General features: G+C 38.9%; 10 protein-coding genes. 9 read left to right on the forward strand and 1 reads right to left on the reverse strand.

The window, feature by feature from the left end:
- The first annotated feature begins 86 nt into the window (after window positions 1-86).
- The 7 genes from ACVWYG_RS09710 to ACVWYG_RS09740 all read left to right on the forward strand — a co-directional run bounded on the left by ACVWYG_RS09710 (window position 87) and on the right by ACVWYG_RS09740 (window position 10149).
- Window positions 87-761, forward strand: coding sequence for a response regulator transcription factor (locus ACVWYG_RS09710; RefSeq protein ID WP_457270003.1), 675 nt, complete (start codon window positions 87-89; stop codon window positions 759-761).
- Window positions 761-2017 carry a sensor histidine kinase gene (locus ACVWYG_RS09715; protein ID WP_457270004.1) on the forward strand — a complete coding sequence of 419 codons (1257 nt, stop codon included), beginning with the start codon at window positions 761-763 and terminating at the stop codon, window positions 2015-2017. Before ACVWYG_RS09710 ends, ACVWYG_RS09715 begins: the two co-directional genes overlap by 1 nt.
- On the forward strand, window positions 1980-2849 hold the full coding sequence (locus ACVWYG_RS09720) for a phosphatase PAP2 family protein (protein ID WP_457270005.1): 870 nt from the start codon (window positions 1980-1982) through the stop codon (window positions 2847-2849). Before ACVWYG_RS09715 ends, ACVWYG_RS09720 begins: the two co-directional genes overlap by 38 nt.
- Window positions 2850-2922: 73 nt before the next feature.
- Window positions 2923-4182 carry a TolC family protein gene (locus ACVWYG_RS09725; protein ID WP_457270006.1) on the forward strand — a complete coding sequence of 420 codons (1260 nt, stop codon included), beginning with the start codon at window positions 2923-2925 and terminating at the stop codon, window positions 4180-4182.
- Window position 4183: 1 nt separating this feature from the next.
- Complete coding sequence (locus ACVWYG_RS09730; RefSeq protein WP_457270007.1) at window positions 4184-5107, forward strand: efflux RND transporter periplasmic adaptor subunit; 924 nt, start codon at window positions 4184-4186, stop codon at window positions 5105-5107.
- A 6-nt stretch (window positions 5108-5113) separates the two neighbouring features.
- Window positions 5114-8134 (forward strand): efflux RND transporter permease subunit, encoded by a 3021-nt coding sequence (locus ACVWYG_RS09735; RefSeq protein WP_457270008.1) that lies wholly within the window; start codon window positions 5114-5116, stop codon window positions 8132-8134.
- 179 nt (window positions 8135-8313) lie between these two features.
- Window positions 8314-10149, forward strand: a complete 1836-nt coding sequence (locus ACVWYG_RS09740; RefSeq protein ID WP_457270009.1) for an ABC transporter ATP-binding protein — start codon at window positions 8314-8316, stop codon at window positions 10147-10149.
- 209 nt (window positions 10150-10358) lie between these two features.
- On the opposite strand, the gene ACVWYG_RS09745 is transcribed toward ACVWYG_RS09740, so the two are convergent.
- On the reverse strand, window positions 10359-10901 hold the full coding sequence (locus tag ACVWYG_RS09745) for an RNA polymerase sigma-70 factor (protein WP_457270010.1): 543 nt from the start codon (window positions 10899-10901) through the stop codon (window positions 10359-10361).
- 132 nt (window positions 10902-11033) lie between these two features.
- Here ACVWYG_RS09745 and ACVWYG_RS09750 point away from each other — a divergent pair, with 132 nt between their 5' ends.
- Both ACVWYG_RS09750 and ACVWYG_RS09755 read left to right on the forward strand, forming a co-directional pair.
- Complete coding sequence (locus tag ACVWYG_RS09750) at window positions 11034-12134, forward strand: FecR family protein (protein ID WP_457270011.1); 1101 nt, start codon at window positions 11034-11036, stop codon at window positions 12132-12134.
- A gap of 199 nt (window positions 12135-12333) precedes the next feature.
- Window positions 12334-15705: a SusC/RagA family TonB-linked outer membrane protein gene (locus tag ACVWYG_RS09755; protein ID WP_457270013.1), complete on the forward strand. Its 3372-nt coding sequence runs from the start codon at window positions 12334-12336 to the stop codon at window positions 15703-15705.
- The last annotated feature ends 4 nt before the right edge of the window (window positions 15706-15709 follow it).

Below are 15709 nucleotides of genomic sequence, written 5' to 3' on the forward strand. Positions count from 1 at the left end.
ATGCAAGCTGATTGCTAAAGAATAGTTAAGTTAGGGTTTTGAGCGTGTTTGCTATTGGGAGTAAAAAATTTACAACACATATAGGAATGAAATTATTGATTGTTGAAGATGAATTGCCGCTTTTACGCAGCATACAGAGTTATTTTACGGAGGAAGGGAACATTTGCGAGTATGCGACAAATTTGTTGACAGCATCAGAAAAAATTGCGCTTTATAAGTACGATTGTATTTTATTAGATCTCGGTTTGCCAGATGGCGATGGCTTAACTTTACTGAAGGAATTAAAAGCGGTAAACAACAAGGCTGGCATTCTTATTATTTCGGCTAAAAATTCTTTAGACGATAAGCTTGCCGGACTAAATCTGGGTGCTGATGATTATCTGGTTAAACCTTTTCATCTTTCTGAACTCATGGCCAGGGTGAGCGCCATTATAAGAAGAAAACATTTTGATGGGGAAAACATCATCCAGTTTAATGAGATTTATGTAAATGCTTCCGCCAAAACAGTTTCTGTTAACGACACAAGTTTAACGCTAACGAAAAAGGAATTCGATCTTTTAATTTATTTTTTAGCAAATAAAGGTAAGGTAGTAAGTAAAAATGCCATTGCCGAGCATCTGTGGGGGGATGAAATTGACGTTGTAGATAATTTCGATTTCATCTATACGCACATTAAAAACCTTAGAAAAAAACTGTTAGAAGCCGGCTCAAAAGATTACATGAACTCTATATATGGAATAGGATATAAATTTTCTATTTAATGAAACTCTCTAGAAAATACAATCAGGTAAATCTGCTCGTGTCTCTAGCAATGCTGATCATTACCGGCATTGTTTATTATGTAGTGATCAGCGTAATTTTACAGAACAAATTAGATGCAGATCTTTTGATCGAGGAACATGAAATCTTTTACTACGCCAAGAAATTTCAGGAGCTTCCGCTTAGCTCAAATTACATAGATGAAGAAATCATCTATAAAAAAATTCCTGCGATAGGGGATAAGAAAAGGTTTTTTGCTGATGCTGATATATTTAATTCAAAAGAGAACGAAACAGAACCTGCAAGAAAACTCACCACATTTTTAAAAATCAAAAATCAAAGTTATCAAGTAACCATCATCAGATCTACCGTAGAATCTGATGATTTGCTACACATTATTTTATTAATTACGCTCGGCATTACCGGAATTCTGTTGCTTAGCTCTGCCTCGATAAATCGTTTGATCTTAAATAAACTTTGGCAACCTTTTTACAAACTTTTGAGGCAGCTTAAAGATTTTAATTTAAGCAACTCGGACACTTTATCGGTTGAACCAACCACTATATCAGAATTTGAAGAGTTGGGCAGTTCGGTAAGTGAAATGGCTACAAGGGTTAACCGTGATTATAAAGAGTTAAAGTCTTTTACAGATACGGCGTCACACGAAATGAACACGCCAATTGCTGTGGTTCTTTCGAAGTTAGACCTGCTGCTCCAAACAAACCCAATTAACGAAGAGCAGAGTATGATTTTGACCGATATTTATGATGCGCTGGGTAAACTTTCTAGGTTAAATCAAACACTCTTGCTCCTTACCAAAATAGAAAACAACTTATTGCCCGATGCGCAGTCCATCAATTTAGCTGAAGTTTTGATCTCAAAACTGCGTCAGTTTGAAGGAATGCTCGAACAAAAAAATGTGACAGTTTCGACAGAATTAGTACCAAAAGAATTAATGATGAGTAGATTTTTGATGGATATTCTGTTAAATAATCTTCTAAGCAATGCAATTAAACACAATGTGCCTGCAGGTGTGGTAGAAATTTCGCTAACCGATACAACGCTTTCTATTGCCAACTCGGGACGAGATGAAGAAATTCCGGACCTATTCTTTAATAGATTTAGCAAATCTCAGTCTTCAGATGGACTGGGATTGGGTTTAGCGCTCGTTAAGCAAATCTGTGCGCTCTATCACTTTGATTTTTTATACCAGTACCAAAATGACAAACACACGATCAACATTATTTTTGAAAGCTAAGTACTACAAGTTTTCTACAGATTTTAGTTTTATTTTTGAAAAAAATTATCTATTGAAATCGATCCTATTCTCCTTCCTTCTGCTTTGCGCTGTAAGCTTCAGTTATGCTCAGCGCACTACAAATTCCCAAGTCAATTATTTAGATTCTGGCAAATTATATCAGCAAGTGACCAGGCAAAAATTTAAGGTTGCACCATTTATTCTTCCGACTGTTTTAGTAACTTATGGCTTCGTTGCTGCCAATACCACTGGCGCCCTTAACCGTTTAGATCGAAGCATTAAAGACAAATTGCAACAAGACCATCCGCATTTCGTAACTCATGTAGACGATTATTTGCAATTTGTCCCGGTCGCTGCTGTTTACGCACTAAATCTTTCCGGTGTAAAAGGCAGGCACAGTCTTGGCGATGCTAGCCTACTTTACGTAACTTCGGCAGCAATAATGGGAGGAAGCACTTTCTTGGTTAAAAAATTGCAAGGAAGGACGCGGCCAGACAATTCTGGAAACAACTCTTTTCCCTCCGGCCACACGGCTTCTGCTTTTGCATCGGCAGAATTCTTACATCAGGAATATAAAGATCAATCGCCATTTATTGCCTATTCTGGTTATCTAGTTGCATCTGCTACAGGTGTTTTGCGCCTTTACAACAATAAACATTGGTTAAGCGATACCATTGCAGGCGCCGGATTCGGTATTGCCTCTACCAAAATTGCCTATTTGGTTTACCCATATATGAAAGAAATTTTTGGTTCTAAAAAACATGAAAATATCAGTTTTATGCCGACTTATCAAGAAGGCACTCCAGGTGTGTTTTTTGCTGCTCAGTTTTAGTGCAATTGGAACAATTTTTTTTCGTCAATTAACACCTTTGGAAAATAAAAATGTCGATCACTTTTTTTAAAACATGGTTATAGTTAAAAGTTTTGCGAAAGCAACCTTATTTATGTGTTTATTGCTGTGTTGCGGATCAAAATTGTACGCGCAGACGCCCGCACTTCCTCTAAACTATTTTCTAAATCAAGCGGAACAAAACAACCCATCCTTGGCCGATTTTAGAAATCAGGTGAGATCTTTAAAGTTAGATAGCGCGCTCATTTATGCAGGGACGAAACCCCAAGTAAATGCCAATGGCATTGGCAGTTTTGCCCCAAGCATTAAGGGTTACGGTTTTGATCAAGTCATAACAAATGGACAAGCGTTAGAAGGATTGCTGCAAGTTGATTACAATCTCCTAAACGGCAATAGAACCCGCAATGCTTTAGAACGTGTAAAACTCAGCGCCGACTCAGTAAATTACGCTTCGAAATTTACCCGTTTAGATTTACAAAGGACAATAACTGAACGGTATATATTTGCGTATGCAAGCCAGCAAGAAGTAGCTTTTAACAAGGAATTGGTTAAGTTGCTTGCAAATGAAGATACGTTATTAAGAAAACTTACCAGAAGTAACATTGTTAAACAAGCTGAATATTTAACGTTTTTAGTAAGTTATCAACAGCAAAAGCTTGCCCTTGAACAAAGCATTTTAAACTTTAAGAGCGAGTTTGGAGCTTTAAATTATTTATCAGGCATAGCCGACACAGCGCTGAGGGTTTTAGATGCTCCAACTGTAGAAATTGAAAATCTTGTGGAGACACCCACGTTTTTTATTAAAAAATTTGAGGTAGATAGTTTAATAGGCATCAATCAAAAATCTTTCATCGCGCTGCGTTATACGCCAAAACTGTCTATTTACGCAAATGGAGGGTACAGTTCCTCGCTCATTTTTCAGCCCTATAAAAACTTTGGCACTAGCGTTGGTTTTACGTTGTCTATTCCGATTTATGATGGTCATCAGCGAAAGCTAGAATACAATAAAATAGACTTGAGTTTAAACACAGTGGCCAGATATAAAAACTTTTTTATAACGCAACGGAGCCAGCAGCTTAATTTAATCCGACAACAACTAGCAAGTACACAACAGCTTTTTCCACAAATTGAAAAGCAATTAAAATTTGCGAAAGGATTAATAGAGGTAGATGCAAAACTTTTGCACACTGGCGACGTAAAAATCGCTGATTTCGTTATTGCTTTAAACAATTACTTAGCCGCGCAGAATCTTTTTGTGCAAACCACTTTAAATAGATATAAATTAATAAATCAACTTAATTACTGGGGAAAATAAAATGTATAGAAATTTACACATGGTTTTGATCTTGGCTATTACGGCATCCATAGCCTCCTGCAAGCAAGGAGTTGGCGACACGACAAAAGAAAGTGCGGCTAGTGTAACACCAGTTAAGATAACAACAGTAAAAGACAGCGTATTAACTGAAACCGTTTCTCTTACTGCAGTTTCAGCCTATTTAGAAAAGAGCTTAATTAAGGCGAACATAAATGGCTACATTCAAAAAGCCACTGCGCTACCGGGGAAAAACGTAGGGGCGGGGCAGCTGTTGTTTACCATTATTACAAAAGAAGCAAGAGCTATTGGAAACGCGGTAAACAAATTGGATCCAAGTTTTAAATTCTCAGGGATTTCTTACATCCGTGCCGCTCAAAGTGGTACGATTGTGCAAGTAAATAGGCAAAAAGGAGACTATGTGCAAGACGGCGATCCTTTGGCAGCAGTGATAAATAAAAGTAGCTTGGTCTTCTTGTTAGATTTGCCTTTTGAATACAATAAAATTATCCAACAAAATAAAACAATTCAAATATTGCTACCAGATGGAGAAAAATTAAACGGCTTAATATCGGGCAGTCTTCCATCCGTAGACTCTTTGTCCCAAACACAGCGATTGATTGTTAAAGTAGGAAAAGCCGAGAACATTCCCGAAGGTTTAATTGCGAAGGTAATGCTGGTAAAAACCAACCATGCCAATGCACAGGTATTTCCAAAATCTGCCATCTTAAGCAATGAAACCGAGGACGAATTTTGGGTAATGAAGTTGATGAACGACAGCACGGCGGTAAAAATCCCGATTAAAAAAGGCATCGAAAACGGTGGGTTGATAGAAATCTTATCTCCAAAATTTAGCCCAGCTGATAAGGTGATTACGGTTGGAAACTACGGCTTAGCTGATACCGCTAAAATTAAGATTCAAAAATAATTTGCCATGAAAAACTTTTTTGTAACTTATAAAAGTCCTGTTCTGGCTATGTTGATTATCGTTTTAATAGGCGGTGCTTTTTCTTTCGAGCGATTACAAACTTCTCTATTTCCCGAAATTACTTTCCCGAAAATAAAAGTTATTGCCGAAGGCGAGCTACAACCTGTTGATAAAATGGTGGTGACTGTAACCCGTCCCTTAGAAAATGCAATAAAACGAATCCCTAATCTAAAACTTGTAAGAAGCACCACAAGCAGGGGAAGTACTGAACTTTCTGCTTATTTAAATGAAGGTGCCGATGTAGATTTAAGCAAGCAGCAAATCGAATCGGAAATTGCAAGTATTAACAATACTTTACCGGCCGGATTGAATGTAACAGTAGAAAAAATGAATCCCTCCATTTTACCGGTAAGCGGTTACAGTTTGGAGAGCCATGAAAAAAGCGCGATAGAGTTAAAGCAGATTGCAACTTATACGGTTAAACCATTTCTTTCGCAGGTAAAGGGGGTTTCGGAAATCCGCGTTATTGGCGGTAAAACGAAAGAGTATTGGTTAGAAATGAATTTGCAGAAAATGCAGGCGCTTGGGGTTTCTCCAGAAATGGTAAGTATGGCGTTAAGCCAGAGTAATTTTATAAAATCAAACGGTTACCTCTCTAATTATAATTTTTTATACCTCAGCATAACGGATGCCACGGTAAAGTCTACAATAGATTTAGAAAACTTAGTTGTAGAAAAACGTGGAAATCGAACCATCGCCTTAAAGGACATAGCCAAAATAGACATTCAGCCAAGCGTAGAATATACGCGTATAAATGCCAATGGAAAAGATGGTGTTTTGGTTGCAGTAATTAAACAACCCGGTGCAAATTTGATCGATCTATCGACAGAAATGGCCGCAAAAGTCAAGGCGCTTAAAGATATTTTGCCCTCTGGAGTAAGCATCAAACCTTACTATGTGCAGGCCAATTTTGTGAATGATTCCATCCAAAGCGTAAGAGACAGTTTGCTCATTGGTCTGCTCTTGGCCTTAGTTGTCGCGGTAATTTTCCTTCGATCGGCAAAGGCGAGTGCCACTATTTTAATTACCATCCCAATAACTCTTTGCCTAACCGTTATTGTGCTCGGTTTTATAAATTATTCGCTCAACATCATGACGTTGGGAGCGATTGCGGCCGCCATCGGCTTAATTATAGACGATGCCATCGTGGTGGTCGAGCAAATCCACCGCACACATGAGGAACATCCAGATGAGCCAACCGAAAGGTTACTGGGCAAAGCAATAAAGTTTCTTTTTCCAGCGATGCTTGGTTCTTCCATCAGCACCATTGTAATATTTATTCCTTTTGCATTGATGACCGGAGTTGCTGGCGCCTATTTCCACGTAATGACCAATACGATGATCATTACCTTGGTCTGTTCCTTTTTTGTTACTTGGATCGGCTTGCCGGTTATTTATCTCTTGCTTACAAAAAACAAAAAAATTGAAAATGATAAAAAAGCAGAAACGCACCACGTAGAAATAAAAAAATGGGTTCCTTATTTTATCACCCGCCCCTTTTTAAGCCTAGGATTTGTGATTGTATTGATTGTCTCTATTGTATTGATATTTCCACATTTAGAAACAGGGTTTTTGCCCGAAATGGATGAAGGAAGCATTGTGTTAGATTACAATTCGCCACCTGGAACTTCGCTAGAAGAGACAGACAGGATGTTAAAAGAAGTAGAAAAAAATCTTGTTAAAATTCCGGAGGTTCAAGCTTATAGTAGGCGCACGGGGACACAAATGGGCTTTTTCATCACCGAACCCAATCGAGGAGATTATTTGATCCAATTAAAAAAGGACCGCACAAAGACTACGGATGAGGTTATTGCCGAAATTCGAGCCCATATAGAGAAAAGCCAACCTGCCTTAACCGTAGATTTTGGGCAGGTAATAGGCGATATGCTGGGCGATTTAATGACGTCTACACAGCCGGTTGAAATTAAAGTATTTGGTAACGACCAAAAACAGTTGCAGCAATTGTCAAAACAAATAGCCAATGTTGTAGACCACGTAAAGGGCACGGCAGATGTATTCGATGGAATTTTACTGTCGGGGCCAACGGTTAACATTACACCCAATTATAACATGCTTGCTCAATTTGGTGTTAGCGTTGCTAGCTTTCAAAGTCAGGTGCAAAATGCCATGCAGGGCAATGTGGTAGGAGATTTATTTGATGGAGAAAAGTTATCGCCGATAAGGATCGTTTATCCTGGAAACAGAAACTTTGGTATTGTTGACATAAATCGACTTAAAATATTCTTGGGCAACGGTACAGCAATCCCCATAAATCAATTGGCGACCGTAACATTGGCGACAGGAAGTCCGGAGGTAGAGCGAGAAAATATTCAGAATATTGGGGTTGTTACCTCTCGGCTGGACAATAGGGATTTAGGAAGTGTGATGAGCGACATACAGGCTAATATTTCAAAATCAATTTCCATCCCAAAGGGTTACCACATTGAGTACGGGGGCGCCTTTAAAGAGCAACAACAGTCGTTTTCGGAATTGTTAACCATCTTAATCGCATCGAGTTTATTGGTGTTTACCGTAATTCTATTCCTATTTAAGGATTTTAAAATCGCTTTTATCATTTTGTTTGTTTCCCTGTTGGGTATTTCTGGGAGCTATCTGGCACTATTTTTTACAAACACCCCGCTAAATGTTGGGAGCTATACCGGGCTGATTATGATTGTCGGCATCATCGGCGAAAATTCTATTTTTACCTTCCTGCAATTTAAAGAATCTCTAATAGGGACTTCTGTGAATGAAGCCGTTACTTACGCAATCTCCACGCGTCTCCGACCAAAATTAATGACTGCACTGGGCGCGATTATTGCGTTAATGCCTTTGGCTTTGGGAATAGGAGCAGGGGCACAGTTGCATCAGCCGCTCGCAATTGCGGTGATAGGTGGTTTTATCATTGCCCTGCCGCTGCTGTTAATTGTATTGCCAACTATGATTGCCACGTTTTACAAGGATTAGAAGTTGGTTTTTGGTGATTAGCTTGAAATTCATTAAGCTTATTGATTTTAGTCTGAGGAATAATATAATTAACGGATTTCCGATCTTTAGTAGATTTATGAACCAAACGATAAAGTTTTTACAAATAGCTGCGACGCTATTGCTGTAATAAATTTAAATTTGTTTCCCTAAATCATTAAATGGCAAAGAATAGAAATACCATTCCATTAGAAAACATCTCTTTTAAAGAACGTCTTACCTCCCTAAAAAACTTACCTAATTTTTTCAAGTTGGTTTGGCAGAGTAGCCCAAGCAAAACGTTAATCAGCTTTTCATTAAGAATTTTACGCTCCGCGATGCCGGTTGCGCTACTCTATGTCGGTAAATTAATTATTGATCAGGTGGTGGCTCTAAACACAAGTTCACCATCAGGCGATTTGCACCATTTGTGGGAGCTAGTAGCCTTAGAGCTTGCGTTAGCGTTGTTAACAGATGGATTAAATAGGATGATTAACTTGACAGATAGCTTGCTTGGAGATCTATTTTCCAATTATACATCCGTACGTATTATGGAACACGCGGCCACCCTCGACTTAGATCAATTCGAAGATTCTGTTTTTTATGATAAATTAGAAAGAGCCAGACAGCAGACTGTTGGCAGAACGGTTTTGCTCTCGCAGGTGATGAGCCAGATTCAGGATTTTATCTCTATGGCATTTTTACTCACTGCGCTGATTGCTTTTAATCCTTGGTTGATCCTACTTTTATTACTTGCTATTATTCCCTCATTTTTAGGAGAATCTTACTTCAACAGTAAAAATTATGCGCTTTCGCGGAGTCAGACTCCTGAGCGTAGGGAACTAGATTACCTTCGTTATTTGGGCGCAAGCGATGAAACAGCAAAGGAAGTGAAGATTTTCGGCCTCGCAGACTTCATAATAAGTCACTTTAAAAAACTCTCGGATAAATTTTATCACGACAATAGTAAGCTCGCCATTCGCCGCTCCGTTTGGGGTACGTTCTTCTCTATTTTAGGTACCATGGGATATTATGCAGCCTACGGATTTATTATTTATGAGACGGCTACAGGGAAATCTACCGTCGGCAGCCTAACTTTTCTCGCCGGCTCATTCCGCCAGCTTAGCGGATTAATGGAAACCATGCTTTCTCGATTTACAATGGTTTCTCAAGGTGCAATCTACCTCAATGATTTTATCGATTTTTTTGAGATTAAGCCAAAAATTACCAAGCCAAAAAATGCACTACCTTTTCCAAATCCTATTCAATCTGGATTTGTATTTGAGAACGTCGGTTTTCAGTACCGAAATACAGATAGATGGGCAAATAGGAATTTAAGCTTTCAACTTAGCCCAGGAGAAAAACTAGCTTTGGTCGGAGAAAATGGCGCTGGAAAAACGACACTTGTAAAGCTATTGGCCAGATTGTACGATCCAACCGAAGGACGTATCTTATTAGATGGTAAAGATTTAAAAAATTATGATTTAGAGGATCTTCGACACAATCTCGGAATCATATTTCAGGATTATATCCGATACCAAATGACCTTTTATCAAAATATTGCGGTAGGAAATATAAAAGAGATTGAAAATGAGCAACTTGTTACGAGAGCAGCAGAAGAGAGTCTGGCTGATCAACTTGCATTAAAACTTCCGGGTGCCTACCAGCAATGGCTTGGAAGAAAATTTAACGATGGCGTAGAATTGTCTGGTGGAGAATGGCAAAAAGTAGCCTTGGCAAGGGCGTATATGAAGGATGCTCAAGTTTTGATATTGGATGAACCAACTGCTGCATTGGATGCCCGAGCAGAATATGAGGTTTTTCAAAGGTTTGCCCAACTTACCAAAGGAAAATCTGCTGTCCTGATTTCACATCGTTTCTCTACCGCCCGGCTCGCCGACAGGATATTGGTTTTGGAAGATGGAAAACTTTTAGAATCAGGTACCCATCAGCAGTTGCTCAAGGCCAAGGGAAAATATGCCGAACTGTTCGAACTTCAGGCAATGGGATACCAATAGAAATCCTGACGGAGTTTTTGAAAATGCCCCTATGTAATTTGTTTGCATCAAATTCACAAAGGAAATGAAATGCTTCTTTTTGCTGTGCGATGATCAGAAAAATTTTTAACACTTGGTGGATTCTTTTTTTATCCTAACAACTTTAAAGCAAGCATAAATCGATAATGCAAAGGAAACAAAATTCATTATTGTGTTTTCTCTTATGATAGTTAAATTGCTTTTAAGACCTCCGCAATTTTTTTAAATGCAATTGCGAGTTGATTCTCGACCGTTTTTGTGGAAATATTTAGTAATGCCGCGGCTTCCTTATATTTAAGTCCATCAACTTTTATCAGCTTAAAAATTAATTTGCAGCGCACAGGAAGGTTGTTTATTAAGGCATTAAGGTGTTTAATCTGCTCTTTTTTTATCAAAATACTTTCCGGATCGACGGATAGGTAGCTGCTTCTATCGTATAAAGTTTCAACATCAATCCGCTTTAATTTATCCTGATTGCGAAGATAATTGATGGACAGGTTTTTAACAGATACATACAAATAAGTGTTAAGATTGGTAATTTCATCAAAAGTGTTGCGCCGCTTCCATAAATTAAGCAACACATCATCAACAATTTCTTCGGCAGCCTCATTACATTGAACCAATGATATCGCAAATCGATACAATTTCACAAAATACTGCTTATAAATGTCTTTAAACACCTTTTCATCTTTAAGTATGGCCAGATAAAAACTATTTTGAAGAACTACTTGCATATTTGGTATTGCAGAGATGATTAGAATCTAATTAAAGGTATAAATTTTTTAACCATAAAATAACCAACAAAACCAAAAGGATTTTTTTTTTCGTTTTGGGGGTATTTTTTAAAAACGGTGTCTTGTTAGTATATGAATCCTGAGGATAGAATTTGGCTGTTAATTTCACGTGCTATTGCTGGCGACCTTTCGCCCGCTGAGCTACAGGAAATGGAACAGCATTTCTTGTTGTATCCCGAATTACGGATCATTCATGGAAATCTACACAGGTTGCGCGTCAACGTGCCTGCTTTTCATTCGGTCGAAGAGCGTCGAGCGATGGAGCGGGGCCTGGTAAGGTTCGATAACCTAATTTTAAAAGAGGGGACTTATGCCGAAAATCTGATGTTTGAGCATTCTACCATTCAGCCCTTGCGCCGTAACCAAAGGAGGAATTGGATGGTTGCGGCATCTATAATATCCCTTTTAATTATTGGTGCACTTTCCTTCCAATATAAAGTAGGATTAAATCCTTTAAAACAGCAAGAATTGAGTACCCTTTATGGCAAGCGTAACCATACTATTTTACCAGATGGTTCAAAGGTTTGGCTAAATGCTGGTTCGTCGATTAACTATACCAGCGGCATATTCGGTAGCGGTAAAAGAGAAGTTACGCTAGTCGGAGAAGCTTATTTTGACGTAAAACACGATTCCGCGCATCCATTTGTGGTGCATGCTGGTAAGCTTAACATAGCAGTTCTGGGTACCGCCTTCAATGTAAAGGCCTATGCAAATGAAAATTTTGCTGAAACTACCCTTATTAGAGGAAAGGTCTCTTTATCTGTTGACGGCATTAGTGGTAGCGCATTGGTGTTGCATCCAAACGAAAAGGCAACCATTCGGACAGATAATTTTGTTGTGCTAAAGACGCTGGTAAGTAACCGGAAAGTCGAAATCGATTCTCTATCTAAATCGAAACAAACAGTAACAGATTTACCATCTGTACCCGAAGACGTTACTGAAACTGCTTGGATAGCCAATAAGCTAAGTTTTAAAAAAGAAAGTTTTGCCAATCTAGCAAAACAGTTGGAGCGTTGGTACGATGTAACCATAGTGTTTAACAATGAAAAATATGTCAATAAGGAGTTTACAGGAGCCTTTAAAGGTCAGGACATTGATGAAGTAATGCGGGCGTTGCAATTGATACAACCTTTTAATTATAAGAAAACAAATAATCAAATACACATTTGGTAGTTGCCATTGTAACTTATCAAAACAATTAAGAAAGGATATCTTTTATGACTTAGAAAATAACATTCCGAATTTTTTAGCTCAAATACAAAAGGAAGTGCTGACACACTTCCCCCATTGTTGAGTCTATTCCAATTAACCTAATTTCTGGCTGGATCTCAGGCTTTTCTTAGAATTTTATTAACCACAACTTACCAAAAGTATGAAAAAAACTCTTAGTTCTTTCATCGAGCGTTCTATTGTCAAAAAAATACTATTATACGTGAAATTTACATTTGCAATAATCCTGGTCACGTTGCTACATGCTTCTGCAAGTGTGCACTCACAGGAAAAAATGAATATGAATGTCAAGGACGTTAGTTTCGAGAAGTTTATCGACCTCTTGGACAAAAAAAGTAGTTACACCTTCTTATACAACAACTTAGCCATCCCAACTCAAACCATTACTGTTAATTTAAGGGATAAAAGTATCTTGCAAATACTTGATGCGGCCATGTTAAATACGGATCTGTCTTATAAAGTTTTATCGTCTAAACTTATTGTCATCACCTTAAAATCTGCGCCACAGATTGTAGATGTAGAGGTTTTAGGAAAAGTGCTTGATGAAAAGGGCGAACCCTTACCCGGTGCTACTGTTGGGATAGTGGGTGGAAAAACACTTGCGCTTACCGATGTTTATGGCAATTTTAAAGTATCGATACCAGATGGCGCTAAATTGCTGATTTCGTATATCGGCTATCAGCAGCAAGAGATTGAAGTCTCGGGTAAAAATCCAATTACTGTTGTCTTAAAGGAACTTGCTGGGAGCCTTAATGAGGTAGTTGTTACCGGGTATGGTACGCAGCGAAAGCGGGACTTAACGGGTGCGGTTTCGATCATAAACAGTAAAGACATCAATGCAATCCCTGTTGGCGGTGTAGATCAAATTATCCAGGGGAAAGCAGCAGGAGTCTCGGTAACTCAAAACAATGGCGCACCAGGTGGCAACATCGCAGTTCACATCCGTGGACTCGGAACCATCAATGGTACTAATCCTTTATATATCGTGGATGGCGTGCCGACTACAGATGGCATAAACGAAATTGCCCCAGACGATGTTGAAAGTATCAACATACTTAAGGATGCATCTTCTGCCGCTATATATGGCGCACGTGCTGCCGGTGGTGTGGTTATTATCACCACCAAACATGGCGTCTCTGGAAAAGCTAAATTAAGTGTGAACGCATATACTGGCATACAGTCGGCACAAAATCTGATCAAGATGGCCAATACCTCCCAGTATGTAAGTGCATACAATACTGCTGCAACAAACGACGGGCGACCATTAATAACTGATAGTTTGGCGAAAACGTTGTCAGATGTAAACTGGTTAAAGGCAGTGCTTAAACCCGCTTCAGTTAATAATGTAAACCTTTCTATTACTGGCGGGAATGATGCAACCACCTACGCGGTATCAGGCAATGTGTTTGATCAAGACGGTCTAGTAAAAAATTCATCATTTGCTAGATATAATTTTAGAACAGCTGTTACAAGTAAGGTAACCAGTTACCTTACGCTTGGTACCAACATCAACTTGGCCTATGAAAAAACGAAAATAGTTGGTTCATCTGGTGATGGTTTTTCCGGCGCGGCAGCCAGTGTGGTGCGTTACGCGTTGTTTCGTACCTCTGGAACACCTGTTTATGGACCGAACGGCCAGTTTGTAGATTTGCCCAAGCAGGATCCGACCTTAGGAAACTTTTTAGGCGATGGTGTAAATCCTGCGCAACAAGCAGACAATACATCCAACAACAACTACAACTACACTGTTTTAGGGAACGTATTTGCAGAAATAGTGCCTATCAAGAATTTAAAGGTTAGAACCGATCTCGGACTTAACCTTATCCAGACAGATTATAAGCAGTTTTTCGCTACCTACGGGGCAGATCGTTCCTTTAATTCTCCAAGTTCGCTGGCACAATCTCACAACAATAATTTAAACTATAATTGGACAAATACCGCGACCTACGATCTGGATTTTAATAAAAACAGATTTACCTTTTTGCTTGGAACAGAGATTATTAAAAATGACCAGCAAGGCCTTGGCGCTTCTCGTACTAATTTCATTAACCAGTCGCCAAATTTCCAATACCTAGATAATGGATCAATATTGGGCGAGCAAAATGGTGGTGGTGAATCTAATTTCTCACTTTCATCGTTATTTGGCCGGATAAACTATCAGTATAACGATAAATATCTCGCAAGTTTCAATTATCGGCGCGATGGATCCTCAAAGCTCGACCCAAATAATAATGCCCAGTCGGTTTTCTCTGGTTCCTTGGGTTGGAGGTTAGATCAAGAAGATTTTATCAAAGCCATTAAGCCAATCTCAACGTTAAAACTTAGATTCGACATAGGCCAAGCAGGTAATGAGCAGGGTTTGAGTACAGCGCCATATGTATCTACTTTATCTGGCAATAATTATTATCCTTTCAACGGTACTACCAATCAGGGTTACACCATTAACGCAATTGGCAATCCAAATATTCGATGGGAAATAAGCAATCAGGAAGATATAGGATTGGACATGGGTTTCTTAAATAATTCCCTTATGGTTACGGCAGACTATTACGTTAAAAATACCAATAACGTATTGTTGCCTGTACAGTTACCGAGTAGCGCAGGCCAGGCTTCCGCCCCAGTTATTAATGCTGGTAAAGTACGAGATCAGGGGTTTGAACTTGAAGTGAGCTACCGTAAAACGCTCGACAAAGATTGGAGTTTTGGCATAAGTGGTAATTTCGCTACCCTCAAGAATGATGTCGTATCCCTCGCAGGAAATCCTCCCATAGCGGCCGGCAGAATTGATAACAATTATTTTGCGACATTAACACAGGTTGGAAAACCAATTGGATCGTTTTATTTATTACAGCAAGAAGGGATTTTCCAAAATGCACAACAAGTATTTACCCATGCTTACCAAGGGCCTAATATTAAGCCAGGCGATGTAATGTTTAAGGACATCAACGGAGATGGAGTGATTGATAACAATGACAGAACTTTTGTGGGCAGTCCAATTCCAAAATTTACTTATGGTGCAACGGGCGATTTATCTTATCAAAACTTTGATTTGAGCTTGTTTTTTCAAGGGGTTTATGGCAACAAGCTCTACGATCAAATAAATACCGATATCGAAGGTTTTTACCGTCCTTTTAACCTAACCCAAGCGGCAGCTACACAGGCTTGGCACGGTGAGGGGACTAGCAATACCTATCCAATATTGTCGTGGACAGATGCGACAAACAATAAGCAACCTTCAACTCGATTTTTGGAAAACGGATCATATTTAAGATTGAAAAATGTGCAAATTGGTTACAAACTTGGTAAAAGTGTATTAAAAGCAATCGGACTATCCTCTGTAAGGATTTATGCAAGTGGGCAAAACTTGCTTACATTCACCAAATATAAAGGGTTGGATCCTGAGCAATATACCAATAGCAATAATGCCGGGGATGGGGTAAGAGCAGTGGGAATCGACTGGGGAACTTATCCTTCGGCACGTACCATTACGGCAGGTATTAACGCAAATTTCTAACAGT

This window comes from Pedobacter sp. UYEF25 (assembly GCF_054061655.1).